We start from the raw sequence: 15,912 nt of genomic DNA, 5'->3' as shown, positions 1-15,912 counted from the left end.
TTCGAGCGCGCGCCGACCTTGACTATCGCGCAAGTTATGACCGACATGCGGTCGCCAAGAATTCGGTTTGCCAAGCCCACTATTTAGTTTCGAGAATATTACGGGAAATAGATGACACCTTCAGACAGCACCCTCGCCATCATCGGCCTTGGCTACGTTGGCCTGCCGCTTGCCGTCGAGTTCGGCAAGCATCGCCCGACCGTCGGTTTCGATATCAACGCGGAACGCATTTCCGAACTGCAAGCCGGAAAAGACCGGACGCGGGAAGTGGACGCGGAGGAACTCGCGGAAGCGGTCCAGCTCACATACACCGCAGATCTGGAGGCAATCTCCGAGGCGCAGGTCTATATCGTGACCGTGCCCACGCCGATCGATGCCCACAAGCGCCCCGATCTGACACCCTTGCTCAAAGCCTCTGAAACCGTCGGCAAGGTTCTGAAAAAAGGCGACATTGTCATCTACGAGAGCACCGTTTACCCGGGAGCCACCGAAGAAGACTGCGTCCCGGTGCTGGAGCGCGTCTCGGGTCTGACCTTCAACGAGGATTTCTTCTGCGGCTACTCGCCCGAGCGCATCAACCCGGGCGACAAGCTGCACCGCCTGACCACGATCACGAAGGTGACCGCAGGTTCGACACCGGAAACGGCCGACACCGTCGACGCGCTCTATGCCAGCATCGTCACCGCGGGCACCCACAAGGCCGAGAGCATCCGCGTGGCCGAGGCGGCGAAAGTGATCGAGAACACGCAACGCGACCTCAACATCGCTCTGGTGAACGAACTGGCGATGATCTTCAAGAAGATGGGCATCGACACCGAGGCCGTCCTGAAAGCCGCCGGCACTAAGTGGAATTTCCTGCCTTTCCGGCCGGGCCTGGTGGGCGGGCACTGCATCGGCGTCGACCCGTATTATCTGACGCACAAGGCGGAATCGATCGGATATCATCCTCAGGTGATCCTTGCCGGCCGACGGATCAACGACGGCATGGGCGCCTACGTGTCCAGCGAAATGGTCAAGGCGATGATCCAGAAGGGGATCGCCATCAAAGGCGCCCGCGTCCTGGTTCTGGGGCTGACCTTCAAGGAAAACTGCCCCGATCTGCGCAACACTCGCGTCGTGGATGTGGTGTCGGAACTGTGTGACTACGGTATCCGGGTGGATGTGCACGACCCATGGGTCGATGCGGATGAGGCCATGCATGAATATGGCATTGCCCTGACCGAAAGCCCTGAAGCTGGGGCCTACGATGGGGTGATCCTCGCGGTGGCACATGACTTTTTCAGGGAGCGCGGCCTGCCTCAACTGCGCAGCTTGGCCCGCGATACTCATGTGCTTTGCGATCTTAAAAGCCTCTTCGGCGTCAATGAAAGCGATTTGAGGCTGTGACGTCAGTAACTGACTGATCCTCTAGTCGAGTCTTTTCGACTGGATCAACGACGAAACTCCGATAGAGATACACGGTTTATCCGGGCCTGGATTATGAGCGTCCTGCGCGAGACGGAGGGCAAAGGCCTTGGTCGAGTAGAACCCACGTCTGAAGCGTAGATCAGTGTGCAGAACGTCCTTCTGAAAGAGGTGCTCGGACAAATGACACGGCCAACGCAACGCCCGGAGCTGGCCATCAAAGCGGTGGTTATGAGGTCAGCTAGACATGCTATCGGCACAGCCCGAAACTGGACGATGAGAAGGAGCAGATCGTGTGCCAGCTGATTGGGTTGACGGCAGCGAGGAAGAACCGAGGCCTCGTTCCGTGCTTTTTTACCTGAGTAACATCCAGGAGCATTGCTGGAACCACAAGCGTGTCTACTGCAAGTTGAAACTGAACCTGCCGATCAAACAGCCGATGAGGCTGAAACAGGAAGCAATCATTTAATATCCGTTCCTCTGGCATTCCGTACTAACGTGGGTATGGTGCCTTTTGACACGGGTTGTTCCGGTTTCAGGTGGTCAAAGAGCGTTTGATTGAAGCACTATGTGAGATGAAGGGAATACGTATTGAATAAATCATTCGCATTAATCGGTGCCGCTGGTTATATAGCGCCTCGCCACATGAAGGCTATAGCGGATACTAAAAGTGATCTAGTTGCTGCTTTTGATCCAAGCGACTCTGTCGGCATAATCGATTCATATTTCCCGAATGCGTATTTTTTTACTGAGTTTGAGAGATTTGATCGATATATTGATAGGGTACGTCGAGAGAAGAGCTCGCCTCCCATTGATTATATATCGATATGCTCTCCAAATTACTTGCATGACAGTCACATACGGTTTGCCTTGCGCTCCGGCGCTGATGCTATATGTGAAAAGCCGTTAGTCCTGAACCCTTGGAACATTGATGGATTGGCCAGTATGGAGCACGATACTGGCCAATCAGTTCACACAATTCTTCAGCTGCGCTTGCATCCATCAATCATCGACCTAAAGCGTAGAATAGATGAATCTGATAGTGGCAAGAAATACGATGTTGAGTTGACCTATGTTACCTCACGCGGTCGATGGTATCTCCAATCTTGGAAGGCGCAGGAAGAAAAGTCCGGGGGCATTGCAACTAATATTGGAGTGCATTTCTATGATATGCTACATTTTATTTTTGGCAACCTGAAGGAGAATAGGGTATTCCTGAGGGATAGTACGAAAGCATCCGGATTTTTGGAGTACGAAAAGGCGCGTGTGCGATGGTTTCTTTCGATCGACCCAAGCGACCTTCCTGAAAAATCCCGCGAAAAAAATCAGCGTACTCATAGGTCGATCACAGTCGATGGAGACGAAATAGAGTTTTCTGGAGGATTTACAGATCTTCATACAAAATCATATGAGGAAATCTTGAATGGTCGAGGCTTCCGGCTGGAAGATAGTCGAGTTGCAATACAGACCGTATCCGATATTCGATCTCTGCCGCTGCACTCCAGAAGTAGCGATACTCATCCCTTCGTGAAAGTGATATGAGGTCTGATCAGATCCTGCAAAAATTTCTTGCGGTGGCGGACGCCCGACCGCAATTCGTGAATTCGAGCGTGTTCAGCCATGCTTTGCAACAGCAGGAGCGCATGTAAGAGGTGTTGCTGCATTCGGGACAGCATTTTGAGACGTCGATGCCTGATGTTCTCTCTCAGCATTGTGGGCTCGTGGCAACCGACTCCGGCAGTGTACAACAGGACGCGTTTCTCCGCGGTCGGCACTGCGTAACATCACGCGGTTCGACGGAATGGATCAAACGTCTCGAGCAAAAATTGAGCGTTTTTGTCCAAGCCGATGCGGCGTCTATCGAGAGAGAAGGCATTGCGCGGCTTGAGGTGGTTGTGGAGAATGACGGCTCGCTCTATGGGGGCGTGGGTGCGGGTCCTGAAATCGCCCGATTTATTGGGGAAGCCTAACATGGACTACTTCTGTCACGAGAGTGCCATTGTCGATGACGGTGCGACCATAGGTTCCGATACGCGGATTTGGCACTGGGTTCATGTCTGTTCTGGCGCCCGCATCGGCGCCCGATGTTCACTGGGCCAAAACGTCTTTGTGGGCAACCGGGTCGTCATCGGCAACGACGTCAAGATCCAGAATAACGTGTCCGTCTACGACAATGTCGTGCTGGAAGACGGGGTTTTCTGCGGCCCCTCCATGGTTTTCACGAATGTTTACAACCCGCGCGCGCGGATCGAGAGAAAGAGCGAATATCGCGATACGCTTGTATGCGAAGGTGCAACGCTCGGGGCAAACTGCACCATCGTTTGCGGAGTCAAGATCGGGGCTTTCGCTTTCGTCGCTGCTGGCGCGGTGGTGCGAGAGGATATCGGCGATTTTGCCTTGGTGGCCGGCGTCCCGGCCCGGCAGATAGGCTGGATAAGCGCCTTCGGCGAGCAGCTTGACCTGCCCTTGACCGGCGAGGACCGTGCCGATTGCCCGCATAGTGGGGATCAGTACGTATTGACGGGTAATCGCGTGATCAGAGAGGCACGATCATGATTCCGTTCGTCGACCTTGCGGCCCAGCAGAATCGCATTCGCGCGGATTTAGATCGTCGCATCGCCGATGTGCTGTCCCATGGCCACTACATTCTCGGCCCCGAAGTCGCCGAGCTGGAAGAGCGGCTTGCCACCTATGTCGGCGTCCGGCATTGCCTGACCTGCGCCAACGGAACCGACGCGTTGCAGATCGCCCTGATGGCCATCGGCGTTGGACCGGGCGACGAGGTGATCACGCCCTCGTTCAGCTATATCGCGACGGCCGAAACCGTTGCTGTGTTGGGCGCGAGACCTGTGTTCGCCGATGTCGATCCAGAAACTTGCTTGGTCAATGTCGACGATATCGAGGCCCGCATCACCAACAGGACCCGGGCGATCATTCCCGTCTCTCTCTACGGGCAATGCGCTGATATGTCCGCGATCAACGCCGTCGCTGATCAACATGGGTTGACGGTGATCGAAGATGCGGCCCAGAGCTTTGGCGCCACGCAGAACGGGCAGAAATCCTGTGCCCTGTCTCGGATCGCCTGCACGAGTTTCTTCCCGTCAAAGCCGCTCGGCTGCTACGGCGATGGTGGTGCCATATTTACCAACGACGATGAGCTCGCCCCGATCTTGCGCCAGATCGCGCGGCACGGACAAGAGCGCCGCTATCACCATGTCCGCATCGGCATTAACAGCAGACTGGATACGATCCAGGCGGCGATCTTGTTGGCCAAACTCGACGTCTTTGATGACGAGATCATGCGGCGCGACCGGGCTGCCCGGCTGTACGATGAGTATCTTGCGGAACTGGATCTCCAGCGTCCGGTGGTCCGGCCCGGCAATACGAGTGTCTGGGCGCAATACACCGTGCAATGTGACGATCGGAATGGTCTGGCAGAACATCTGAAGCAATCCGGGATTCCGACGACTGTGCATTATCCACTGCCATTACACCGTCAGCCCGCGCTCGTCGTTGAAGCGGCCTGCCCCAACAGCGATCGCCTCGCGAACCGAGTGCTCAGCTTCCCGATGCATGCCGATCTTGAACCGTCAGATATCGCGACGATCGCCGATGCGGTGCACACAGCATACTCGGCAACTTATGGTCACGCGCGTCTTGACTGATTTTTTCGAACGAGATCAGAATAGATAGTATGTATCGACACGCCATAAGATTTTCAAAATTAATCAAGGTGTTGGCCCAATAGAAAATTGTGCTGATATTAACGCAAATTCGAACAATAGCTGATACACCCGAGATGTCTAAGAAAGTATTATTAGCAGCAACGGCGCCTAAGGATATGACGCCCCGTCTTCTGCGTTTTGCTGGCGCATTAGGGGAAAGCGGCTATACGGTTTATACCGCTACATATTCACCAAGTGATAAATACAACATATCTATTCTGCCAAGGAATATATCTAATCGCCCTCTGAGGCGGCAATTGGAAAGGTACAGCTATTTTTCCTCATATCTTCCAGACATCGGGAGCTTCAGAGATAAGTTAAGTGAGTGGCGTCACGGCCTCGACCTGTTCGAAGCTGCTTTAGAAAAATCGGAATTTGATGCAATCATTGTCCACGATTACGAGCTTCTTCCAGTGGCGGTTAAGAAGTCAGGTGCGGCAAAGGTCATTTTAGACGCTCGGGAATACTATCCTGCTCAAGTGGAAGATAGTTACTATTTCCGACGCTATGAAAGCCCAGAAAGAATCAGACTTTTATCGCGCTGGCTGCCGCAGGCTGATGGCCTCATCGCGACGTCTAATGGTCATGCTGACGAATACTCTCGCGTTTTCGGAGTCAACTTCAAAGTAATTCAAAGCGCATCCAGTTATAGAGAGATCCCCATTAGGGAGAAAAATGACCAGACTATACGCCTGGTGCACCATGGAGTAAGCAGCAAAAACAGAAAGCTGGAAAAATTAGTGAGGTTGATAGATCTACTGCCGCAAAACTTCACTCTGGACCTCTACTTGGTTTTCAGTAATGAACAGCGCCGCACTTACTTTGCCGAGCTTTGTGATGGAAACCCGAGAGTTACATTGCATAACCCTATACCCTTCCAGGAAATAGTGCCCACGATGTCTCAATACGACATCGGACTTTGTTATTTTGAGCCTACGACATTTAACCTTATGACAACTATGCCTAATAAATTTTTTGAGTATATACAAGCCCGGCTGCCGGTTGCCATTGGGCCTTCAACAAGTATGAAGGAAGTCGTTGACGAGTATGGGTGTGGTGTCGTTTCGCCTGAATTTTCTATTGAGAGTTTGGCTAGCACATTGTCTCAAATTGGCATTGAGGAATTGCAAGAGCTGAAGGCGAAAAGTGATGCTGTGGCAAGGGTCCTTAACGCTGAAAACGAAGCGAATAAGCTCATAGATCTAATTGACGATCTACTTGCGACTTGATCCAGTACGTCGGTATGATCTTATATTATGATCTGGACAACGGGGGGTGGAGAAAATTTTGGGACTTTTAAAGTGAGTATTTACGCTCATCGCGCTCAGGCGATGTCTGCTAAACTTCCCGGACTATCTGTGGCCCTAAGGGGTCAGCTAGGGTTTGGTAGAGTATTCTTGTATTCTGTGCTTGGTGCCGTATTTTGGGCGTCTGGCGCAAAAATTTTTGCATACCGCCTGTTCGGCGCCGCAAAGCCTTATGCCAAAGACAATCGGCATTTCAGGAGAGTTTTTGCTGACCTGACCCGCGCACTTTTCATCAGCTGCCTCAAGCAAAGTATCGGGTCGGAGGATGGCAACTATCTAAAGACTAAACTGGCAGAGATAGTACAGTCAGATCCAAAAGCGGCCTTTCGTCAGTGGCGTGCCTCGCCACCGGGTCGTGCACTCGCGTCGGAAAGCGAAATCTGGGTCAGAGAACGAATATCGCGGAGCGTGGCTTCACGAAGCGTGTTGATATGTTCTCATAGGAACTGGAGCTTCACGGACCGGGTGGTTGATGAATTTCGGGATGCAGATTGGGAGGTAGGAACGCTTAGCGGTAGATTAATTCCCCCACCGTTCTCTATGACGGCATCTAACCTATTTTTACCGTCAGATCGCCCGATAGCTGATGCCAATGCTAACTGGACGGCCTTGATGTCGAAGCTGCCGGTTGATGCCTCAAGGATTGACAAAGCAGATGTGTTATTTGTCGATTGGGCTAATGAGCCAGCCATATGGATGAGCAGAATGGCTCCACCAGAGAAGCGCTTGGTGGTCCGGTTGCATAGTTATGAAGCTTTCAGCCCTTGGGTTCATTTCATCCCCTGGGGCCGGGTCGATGCTCTTATTTGCGTCAGTGAACATCTTCGTGCCTTTATGGACGATCAGTTGCAGCTTACCAAGACGTATCCCCATCTGGAGCAATATGTCGTTCCCAATTGGAGCGACCCAAAGCTCTGGGCAGATGAAAAAAATGAAGAGGCCCGCCACCGATTGATCATGGTGGGGTATGCGAACTCCAACAAGGCACCAATTCTGGCGATAAGGATACTCGAAGAGCTAATTCGTATATCACCTGACAAGGAATGGAAACTGGATTTTGTTGGCCATGAATGGCAGAGTTCTGGTTTGGATAGCGAAGAGGAGAGATATCGTGATCAGTTCTTTGATTATTTGAAGTCTGAGACATTGCGATCCGCAATATCGCTCCATAAGTATACGGATAAAGTCGGCCAGCATTTTCAGGACGCAGGTTTTGTTCTTTCCGCTAGCGAGCGAGAAAGTCAGCACATGGCCGTCGTGGAAGGGGCGATGTCCGGGTGCGTCCCAGTCGTTAGAAGGTGGCCGCTTGGTGAGCGCTGGAATGGAGCGGCTCAACTCTATCCAGATGCTTTGCTATGGGAAACGCCGCATCAAGCCGCAGAGCTGATTCATTTACATAGTAATGAAGATGTATGGCACGAGAAACGGAGAGCCGCCCGTCTCGATGCAAGGTATCGTTTCTCTCCCCAGGTGCTCGTACCCCAGTTGTCCGACGCTGTTTTTGGTCTTCGCGGGTGATATTCAGATATGCGCCTTACTACTAAATTTCTAGCATTTCGTCGGAAGGCTTTTCGGCTGAGAAGGGAGATGCAGTTTCCTTATGCTCCGGTCATGCGGCGTCACAAGTCGGTCTTCATCCATATTCCGAGAACCGGTGGTACGTCGATTTGGGCGTCTTTGGGTGCAACGCCCTACTGGCGACAGCATGAGCCGTGGCATACATATGCTGCAGCCAATCCTAGAAGATTCAAAGACTATTGGAAATTTGCCATTGTAAGAGATCCGGTCGACCGCGCTTACTCTGCATACAAGTATCTGGAAGGTGGAGGGAACAAGAAGTCAGATATTCCAGCCGCAACTAGAGTTCGCGCATACCGAGGGTTCGACGAATTTTTGCGTGAAGGCTTGTTGAATGGCGGATTCGGTAGCAGCTGGTTATTTCTTCCGCAGACCTTTTTCATCTTCGACCAAGATGATAATTTGCGCGTTGATTATATCGGTAGGTTTGAAGACATGAATGCTACATATGAAGAGGTATATTCTCGATTGAAGTGTCGATCTGAGAAACAGATGACTCTAAATGTCCGAAGGAAGGAAGGTTATGAGCCTGTATCGGCGGAAAGCAAGGATGTGCTGAGAATGATTTACTCCCGTGATTATAGGCTTTTGGGCTATTGAATTTCCGTTTTGGCATCGCTATGAATAGAATCGTGAAGGTTCCCCGGGCTCTTCAAATTCTAACACCGAAGGAGCAGCGCAGAGGGTTAATTGTTTGCGGTCTTACAGTGCTAATGGCTGCATTCGAAGCGATCGGCATTGCATCTATCCTTCCGTTTCTTACGGTCATGAGTAACCCCTTGATCATCGAAACCAGCCCTTATCTTTCAAGGGTGTATTCTTTAGTTGGCTCCCCTGGCGCGGATGATTTTCTCTTTCTGCTGGGTCTTGTTTCATTTGCTCTTCTGATAACGACCGCAGTGGTGCGAATGATTACCTATTACGCGATTAATCGCTATACGCAAATGCGTGCGCGCAGTATCAGCGAGAGATTGCTGGAAGGATATTTTAGGCAAGGCTATTCATTTTTCTTGAATAGGCACAGCGGTGAATTCACCGCGCGTATTCTTGGTGAATCGAACCAAGCGGTTGTCGCGGTCATCAGACCTTTCCTGACGCTGGTGGCAAGCGCCGTAACCATGACGGCGATCACCTCGCTGCTGATCATCGTAGATCCGGTCACTGCGCTCGTTGCCGGTGGGATCCTCGGAGGCACGTATGGCGCGATCTTCGCGGTCACGCGGGGGTTTCTCTCCCGGATCGGGCGGGAGCGCGTCGCCGCCAACAGGGAACGCTTTGCCTCCGTCAGCGATGCGTTGAATGGGATCAAGGTCATCAAGGTGCTCGGGCGGGAGCAGACCTACCTGAAACGGTTCCGCGAGGCGGCCATCAAAGTGGCCCGGAATCAGGCCGCCAGCATGACCCTGGGCCAGCTTCCGAAATTCGCGATTGAGGCGATCGCCTTCGGTGGTATCATTCTGCTGTGCCTCGTGCTTATGGCCCGCCATGGCGGTGCGGGAAGCGATGCACTTGCGAAGATCCTGCCCATTCTCGGTCTTTATGCCTTTGCCGGGTACAGACTTCTACCGACGTTCCAATCAGCCTACCAGTCCATCGCAGCCATGCGGTTTGGCAGTGCTGCCGTCGAGTCTGTCTATGAAGATCTCGTCCTGCGCGAGAGCCTGCCGCCCCTTTCCCACAGACGCCCGAGTCCGCTGGGGTTGCACGAGGGCATCGAGCTTCGGAATATTTCGTTCCGGTATCCGGGATCGGACAGCGGCGGTCTCCGCAACCTGACACTCGAGATCCCGGCGGGCCACCGAGTGGGCGTCGTCGGCAGCACAGGGGCGGGCAAGACAACCCTAATGGATGTGCTGCTCGGTCTTCTGGAGCCTACAGAAGGCGAGATGCGGGTGGACGGTGAGGCGATTACGCAGGAGAATGTCCGCGCGTGGCAGCAGACGATCGGATATGTGCCGCAGGATATCTTTCTCGTCGATGCGTCCACGGCCGAAAATATCGCACTCGGTGTGCCGTCAGAGAATATCGACCGGGAACGGGTGATCGAGTGCGCCCGCATGGCCCAAATCCACGACTTCATCACTGGAGAACTGCCCCAAGAATACGACACCAAGATCGGCGAGCGCGGTGTCCGCCTCTCGGGTGGCCAGCGTCAGCGTCTCGGTATCGCCCGTGCCCTTTACCACGACCCCGATCTCATCGTGTTCGATGAGGCAACCAGCGCCTTAGACAACCTGACCGAAAAGGATGTCATGGCCGCCGTCAATTCCCTCAGTCGGACAAAGACCATCATCATGGTCGCCCATCGCATAAGCACGGTTCAAGCTTGCGACATTATCGTCGTTCTTGACAAAGGAAAGGTTATGGATAGCGGTACGCATGACAAGCTCTTGGCCGACAGCCCAACATATCAGGCTATTGCTGGGCAGAACTGACGAAACCTCCCAAACCATGGAACGATTTTGAGCTCAAACGCAGAATACGCCAGTTGTGACTGGGCACGCATTGATGGCAGGCCCATGAGATTCCTTGTCATCACGGCGACATTTCCGCCGCGGGGCGGATCCAGCGTGCAGCGTGTGGCAAAGTTCTGCAAATACGCAAAACGTTTGGGCGCTGAGCCAGTCGTAATTACGGCGCGTTTCGATGGTGGGTTGCTCGACGAAACCTTGATGCGCGATCTGCCCAGAGATCTCGAGGTGCATCATGTGACACATTCCATGTTGGGGTCGACCAGCCTCCTTTCCAGAGTGAAGAGGCGTTTCGCACGCCGGTTCCTCCCCGACGAACATGGTGCCTGGGGCCGCGCGGCTTATCGCAAGGCGAGACATCTGGCGCAGACAGGGCATTTCGACGCTGTATTTGTCAGCTACGGTTCTCCATCCGCGTTGCGGGCCGGGATAGCCATCGGCAAGATGCTGGACATACCGGTTGTTACGGACATACGGGACTTCAAGCAAAAAGACGCCATCAACCGAAAAAAGATCCAGGGCTTCAGTATGGTCCGGCGACTTCTGATAGGCAGGCTCGAACGATCTCTGTTTCCAGACGTTTCAAAATTTTCGGTTGTCTCAAAATCATACGCTCAATCTCTTTCTTCATTTTACGACGTCCGTTCCGATAGGATAGAGGTCATCTACAACGGATATGATGCTGATGATTTTCGCCATCATGACGCGCCACATGAGATAAATCCAGGCGCGCCTGTATTGCGCTACGTGGGATTCGTGACGCATATACCGAGTTTTCGTAACTTGGTTGCGGCGCTTTCTAAGCTCAACGATGCGCGCCTTGTCGATCGGCAACCGCCGGTACGACTCGAAATCTACGGTGAAAACAGGGCCTCCAATTTACAAGAAGTCATAAACGCGTATCCCAACGCGGAGTTCTGCGCTGTTTATGGATACGTGCCCCATGACGAGGCGGTCAGAAAAATGTTATCGGCCACTGCGCTCATTCTCCTGCAGCACGGAGAAGCCGGGGTGCTCACGGGAAAGCTATTTGAGTATATCGGGGCCGCCCGACCGATACTGCTGCTCCACAATGACAATTACGAACTTAAGGCTTTGGTCGAGGAACATGAACTCGGGCCAGTCGCCGAACATGATCGGCCCGGGGAAATCAAGTCGGCAATCGAGAACATTTTGGCTGGAAAATATGTATCTGAAATAAGCGATAATGTTAATTTCCAAAGAGCGTTCCAAGCAGAGCAGTTCCTGAAAATTCTTAATGCCGCGGTGACCTCTAAGCAGGGAAAGATATGACAATACCAAATTTGTTCATCGTTGGCGCGCCAAAATGTGGAACTACTGCTTGGGTTAGATATTTATCAGATCATCCTGAAATCTATTTTTCTCCCGCGAAGGAGCCGCATTTTTTTTGTACTGACTTTCCAAACTATAGATGGGCAAAAACGCTCCCGGAATACGAAGCTCTTTTTGCGCAAGCGGACTGCGAGAAAGTTGTTGGAGAGGCGTCGGTCAACTATCTTTACTCAAAAGTTGCAGCGCAAAATATCAACGAATACAATCCTCAGGCGAAGATCCTCGTTTTCCTCCGCGATCACGGGGATTTTTTGCTCTCCTATCACAACCAGTTGCTCTACAACCGTGATGAAACCATCACGGATTTTAGAACCATCTGGTCCTCTGCACGTGACGGAAAAAATCGTCACATCCCAAAAACATGCCGGGAGCCGGCATTTCTCGACTATGCGGCGGTCGGACGATTTGCGGAGCAACTCGAGCGTTACATCGCGCTGTTCCCGTCCACGAATATTAAGATCGTACATTTTTCCGACTGGATAGAAAACCCCCGGCCCACCTACGTCTCCATTATCCAATTTCTCGGTCTTGAAGATGACGGACGGGACTGTTTTGAGCAGATCCATAGCGCCAAGCGTCATAAGAGTGCGGTATTTGCAAACCTGACACAGCGTCCCCCGAAATCCCTATTGCTGGCTTCTGCCGTTATTAAGCGTTTGCTGGGTCGTAAGCGCCTGGGGCTGGCGAAGGTTTTGCGATATTTGAACGCTGAGGCAGGATATGCGTCGCGACCCAATAATGTTTTGCGAGATGAAATTAGGTCCGCATTCGCCAAAGACCGTCTAAAGCTTCGTGAAATGACTGAGCGGCTGCAATAGTGCAAGGAGTGCTTGGATCTTTTTTGGTCTGTCTACACGGCGCTTTTGGTGTCGAATGCATATATTTTCTGAGCGTTTCTCGCCAGTAATTTCCAAACAATACCTGCGGCGAAATGGGCACCTGCAAGACCGTCTTTGTCATTTCGGCCGTGTTATTGGTAGGCGTCAAGATCCAAGGTCTGGCTTCACCACTTCTTTTGCTTATCAGCAAGAAAACCGTCCGCACTGTGATGAGACCGCAGGTCAGCACGCCTTGGGTGATTGGCATCGGTGACTGAGCCTGGCGGCACCGTGATCTCAAGCGATGGCTGGGCGTGAGTCGGAGTCCGCAGAGGCTTGGTTGAGGGTGCAGCTGTAGGGCTATTGGCAATTCGAATGGACAGGTAAAGTGAAAATCCTCCATGTCATCGACACGCTAGCGCGCGGCGGTGCCGAGCGGTTGTTGGTCATGCTGCTGCCGGAACTGGTGCGGCAGGGGCACGTGGTCACCGTAGCGGTGCGCTCTGCGCCCTATGATCTGCAGCCGGAGCTCGAAGCAGCGGGTGTGCCGGTCATTCGTCTTCCCAATCGGCACAAATGGAATTTGCTTGCCGGCGCGCGTGACATCGCCCGCGTGATGCCCGAGGCTGAGATCCTGCACGCGCATCTCTATTTCCCCGCCGTGAATACGGCGTTGGCGCGCTTGATGGGCGTGAGCCGGGCACGGACCTTCGTGACCTTCCACAACCTTGCCTATGCAGGCGCCAATCGGGACGGGTTGAAACTGCGGTTTCGCAAGGCGCTGGCGCGCTACGTCTATCGGCGCGGGATGATCGCCAAGCTTGCCGTGTCGCAGGCGGTTGCCGATCATTACCGGGAAGCCTTGTCCTTGGATCGCGTCGAGGTCGTCTACAATCCGATTGATCTCAAGGTAGTCGGCGCAGTTCAGGAAATGCCGCGTGATCCGGATGCGCCGCTGCACATCGTTCTGCCGGGGCGGCTTGTCACCGAGAAAGGGCATCGCGATCTCGTTGCCGCGTTGCGCGACCCGCGACTTGCGGAGCGGTCTTTCAAAATCACGTTCGCCGGACACGGCAGGCTGCAATCGGATCTGCAGGAGGCGGCTGGCGACCTGCCTTTCCCGGTGACGATTACCGGAAACCTGGAGCACGCGGCCTTCCTGAACGTGATGGCGACCGCGGACATCATCGTCATACCGTCGCTTTACGAAGGGTTCGGGTTGACGGCGCTCGAGGCCATGAGCCTGTCAAAGCCGGTCATCGCATCCACCGCCGGCGGTCTGCCCGAAGTCATGGGAAATACGGGCCGCCTGGTTCCGGTTGGCGATGTCGATGGACTCGCGCAGGCCATTCTGGAGTTGGCGGACGATCCCGGACTGCGCGAGACGATGGGAAAAACCGCCCGTGCCAGAGCCGAGGCGGAATTCGCTCTTCCGGCTATCGCCGCACAACTGATCAAGATATACGAGGCGGCGATCACCGGGTGAGAGCCGGTTGCATGCTTCCCGACACCGTCTGAGGCCTCATGACCCAAAGCGTTCTGTACATCTCCTACACTGGATTGATGGACCCATTGGGTCAAAGCCAAGTATTGCAATACGTTCTTGCCTTGGGGCGAAAAGGGCATCGCATGACGGTGCTGAGCTTCGAAAAACCTGATGCTCTGAATGACCGCACGCAGGTGGCGAAGATGCAGGCGCTTTGCCAGGCAGCCGGTGTCGATTGGCGACCGCGGGTGTGGCACAACAAACCGATCGGCATATTGGCGACGCTTTACGATCTGGTCGCCGGGCGCAGGCAGGCCATCCGTATCGCCCGCGAGGTTGACGCCGAGGTCGTGCATTGCCGAAGCTATATCGCGAGCCTGATGGGGCTGGCCGTCAAACGGGCCACGGGCGCGAGGTTCATCTTCGACATGCGTGGGTTCTGGCCCGATGAACGGGTCGATGGGGGGATCTGGTCGAAATCCAGCCTGACGTACCGCGTGTTCAAACGTGTGGAGCGCAGCTTGTTTCTGAACGCCGATCACATCGTCTCCCTGACAAAGGCCGGCATTCGTGAATACGAAGCCTTTGATTACATGCAGGGAGTGCCGCCAAAATCGACCGTGATCCCGACCTGCACCAACCTCGACGTGTTTCGGCCGCAGGACACCCCCCGCGAGGGCTTCACTCTGGGCTATGTCGGCTCTGTCGGAAGCTGGTACCTCTTTGATGAGGTCGCACAGGCCGTTGCGCGCGCCTTTGCGCTGCGTCCGGATGCCAAGTTTCTTGTGATCACTCAAGGAAGTCACGATCTTGTCCGAAAGGCTCTGGACCGGGCCGGGGCCGATCTGGATCGGGTCGAGGTGCGCAGCGCGGATTTTTCGGAAGTTGCCCATCAAATCGCCCGCATGGATGCGGGCGTCTTCTTTATTCGGCCCGCCTGGTCAAAGCGGGCGTCCTGTCCGACCCGCATGGGCGAGTTTCTGGCATGCGGCAAGCCGTGTCTCGCGAATGGCGGTGTCGGGGATGTCGCCGACGATCTTGACGAAACCGGAACCGGGATCGCGCTTCCGCCACTGGGAACCGAAAACGTCGACCTGACCGATCTCGACAAGGCTTTGGATACCCTGTTCGCGATGGCCGCGGATCCGGGTATGAAAGCGCGCTGCCGCTCTGCGGCCGAGGAACGGTTCTCTCTTGCAACCGGCGTTGCGGCCTATTCGGATATCTACAAAAAGCTCTCCGGGCGTCCGGCGTGACCCGTGTTCTGTTTCTGACGCGCTACCCGGTAGAAGGCGCCTCCAGCCGCTACCGCGTGTTTCAATACCTCAAGCATCTTGAGGCCCTTGGCGTGTCAGCAGAGGTGCAAAGCTTCATGGATACGCCCATGTATCGTCTTTCGCTCGCGCCTGGACGAACAGGTGCCAAGATATGGGCGACGATGCGCGCAACCGTTCGACGTCTGTGGGCGCTGCGCCACTGGCGGCAATACGATGCGTTATATCTGCAGCGCGAATTACTGCCCTTTGGGCCGCCCGTTATAGAGGCTGCACTCAAGAAGCAGGGCGCCGTGCTGTTCTTCGACTACGATGACGCGCTCTTCATCAAGAAGGCCTCGCGCTACAACAGGCTCGCGACGGCGCTCAGGTCACCAGACAAGACACGCGACCTCTTTCGCCTCGTGCATTGTGTGGTTGCCGGCAACAACTGGTTGCGCGATGCGGCGGTCGCCGCCGGCGCCGAGAGGGCAGAGACCCTTGAGGTCGCCGAAGA

General features: G+C 54.2%; 14 protein-coding genes. All 14 read left to right on the top strand.

The annotated features are described in order from the left end of the window. Positions 1-111: 111 nt before the first annotated feature. Positions 112-1,386: a Vi polysaccharide biosynthesis UDP-N-acetylglucosamine C-6 dehydrogenase TviB gene (gene tviB, locus ACOXXX_RS19855; protein WP_422828368.1), complete on the top strand. Its 1,275-nt coding sequence runs from the start codon at positions 112-114 to the stop codon at positions 1,384-1,386. 609 nt (positions 1,387-1,995) lie between these two features. After that, the gene (locus ACOXXX_RS19850) at positions 1,996-2,946 is read left to right on the top strand and encodes a Gfo/Idh/MocA family oxidoreductase (protein WP_422828366.1); all 951 of its coding nucleotides are present in this window, start codon (positions 1,996-1,998) and stop codon (positions 2,944-2,946) included. 146 nt (positions 2,947-3,092) lie between these two features. Continuing rightward, entirely contained in the window at positions 3,093-3,374 is a 282-nt protein-coding gene (locus ACOXXX_RS19845; protein ID WP_422828364.1) for a UDP-N-acetylglucosamine 2-epimerase, read from the top strand. 1 nt (position 3,375) lies between these two features. Next, a complete protein-coding gene (locus ACOXXX_RS19840) occupies positions 3,376-3,960 on the top strand; it encodes a DapH/DapD/GlmU-related protein (RefSeq protein ID WP_422828363.1) in 585 nt (194 codons plus the stop codon). Further along, positions 3,957-5,069 carry a DegT/DnrJ/EryC1/StrS family aminotransferase gene (locus ACOXXX_RS19835; RefSeq protein WP_422828362.1) on the top strand — a complete coding sequence of 371 codons (1,113 nt, stop codon included), beginning with the start codon at positions 3,957-3,959 and terminating at the stop codon, positions 5,067-5,069. The genes ACOXXX_RS19840 and ACOXXX_RS19835 overlap by 4 nt, the downstream gene beginning before the upstream one ends. A gap of 134 nt (positions 5,070-5,203) precedes the next feature. Continuing rightward, positions 5,204-6,358: a hypothetical protein gene (locus ACOXXX_RS19830; RefSeq protein WP_422828361.1), complete on the top strand. Its 1,155-nt coding sequence runs from the start codon at positions 5,204-5,206 to the stop codon at positions 6,356-6,358. Positions 6,359-6,385: 27 nt separating this feature from the next. After that, complete coding sequence (locus tag ACOXXX_RS19825) at positions 6,386-7,954, top strand: hypothetical protein (RefSeq protein ID WP_422828360.1); 1,569 nt, start codon at positions 6,386-6,388, stop codon at positions 7,952-7,954. 69 nt (positions 7,955-8,023) lie between these two features. Continuing rightward, positions 8,024-8,614 (top strand): sulfotransferase family 2 domain-containing protein, encoded by a 591-nt coding sequence (locus tag ACOXXX_RS19820; protein ID WP_422828359.1) that lies wholly within the window; start codon positions 8,024-8,026, stop codon positions 8,612-8,614. Between the two features lie 113 nt (positions 8,615-8,727). Beyond that, complete coding sequence (locus tag ACOXXX_RS19815) at positions 8,728-10,449, top strand: ABC transporter ATP-binding protein (RefSeq protein WP_422828358.1); 1,722 nt, start codon at positions 8,728-8,730, stop codon at positions 10,447-10,449. 84 nt (positions 10,450-10,533) lie between these two features. After that, positions 10,534-11,778: a glycosyltransferase gene (locus tag ACOXXX_RS19810; protein ID WP_422828357.1), complete on the top strand. Its 1,245-nt coding sequence runs from the start codon at positions 10,534-10,536 to the stop codon at positions 11,776-11,778. After that, positions 11,775-12,656, top strand: a complete 882-nt coding sequence (locus ACOXXX_RS19805) for a sulfotransferase domain-containing protein (RefSeq protein WP_422828356.1) — start codon at positions 11,775-11,777, stop codon at positions 12,654-12,656. Before ACOXXX_RS19810 ends, ACOXXX_RS19805 begins: the two co-directional genes overlap by 4 nt. Before the next feature lie 388 nt (positions 12,657-13,044). Beyond that, a complete protein-coding gene (locus ACOXXX_RS19800) occupies positions 13,045-14,142 on the top strand; it encodes a glycosyltransferase family 4 protein (protein ID WP_422828355.1) in 1,098 nt (365 codons plus the stop codon). Positions 14,143-14,180: 38 nt separating this feature from the next. Then, positions 14,181-15,398, top strand: coding sequence for a glycosyltransferase (locus tag ACOXXX_RS19795; RefSeq protein ID WP_422828354.1), 1,218 nt, complete (start codon positions 14,181-14,183; stop codon positions 15,396-15,398). Then, positions 15,395-15,912, top strand: a 518-nt coding sequence (locus ACOXXX_RS19790) for a hypothetical protein (RefSeq protein ID WP_422828353.1), incomplete at its 3' end; no start/stop codon positions are given. The genes ACOXXX_RS19795 and ACOXXX_RS19790, both read left to right, overlap by 4 nt.

It is taken from the genome of Thalassococcus sp. BH17M4-6 (assembly GCF_049323015.1).
Classification (GTDB): Bacteria; Pseudomonadota; Alphaproteobacteria; order Rhodobacterales; family Rhodobacteraceae; genus Puniceibacterium.
Note: the sequence above shows the minus strand (reverse complement) of the source record. Positions and strands in the feature narration are given on the sequence as shown.

Bases quoted from the DNA above. Each gene is read 5' to 3' on its own strand.
- tviB (WP_422828368.1), top strand. From the start codon at position 112: ATGACACCTTCAGACAGCACCCTCGCCATCATCGGCCTTGGCTACGTT.
- ACOXXX_RS19845 (WP_422828364.1), top strand. From the start codon at position 3,093: ATGCCTGATGTTCTCTCTCAGCATTGTGGGCTCGTGGCAACCGACTCC.
- ACOXXX_RS19840 (WP_422828363.1), top strand. From the start codon at position 3,376: ATGGACTACTTCTGTCACGAGAGTGCCATTGTCGATGACGGTGCGACC.
- ACOXXX_RS19835 (WP_422828362.1), top strand. From the start codon at position 3,957: ATGATTCCGTTCGTCGACCTTGCGGCCCAGCAGAATCGCATTCGCGCG.
- ACOXXX_RS19830 (WP_422828361.1), top strand. From the start codon at position 5,204: ATGTCTAAGAAAGTATTATTAGCAGCAACGGCGCCTAAGGATATGACG.
- ACOXXX_RS19825 (WP_422828360.1), top strand. From the start codon at position 6,386: ATGATCTGGACAACGGGGGGTGGAGAAAATTTTGGGACTTTTAAAGTG.
- ACOXXX_RS19820 (WP_422828359.1), top strand. From the start codon at position 8,024: ATGCAGTTTCCTTATGCTCCGGTCATGCGGCGTCACAAGTCGGTCTTC.
- ACOXXX_RS19815 (WP_422828358.1), top strand. From the start codon at position 8,728: ATGGCTGCATTCGAAGCGATCGGCATTGCATCTATCCTTCCGTTTCTT.
- ACOXXX_RS19810 (WP_422828357.1), top strand. From the start codon at position 10,534: ATGAGATTCCTTGTCATCACGGCGACATTTCCGCCGCGGGGCGGATCC.
- ACOXXX_RS19805 (WP_422828356.1), top strand. From the start codon at position 11,775: ATGACAATACCAAATTTGTTCATCGTTGGCGCGCCAAAATGTGGAACT.
- ACOXXX_RS19795 (WP_422828354.1), top strand. From the start codon at position 14,181: ATGACCCAAAGCGTTCTGTACATCTCCTACACTGGATTGATGGACCCA.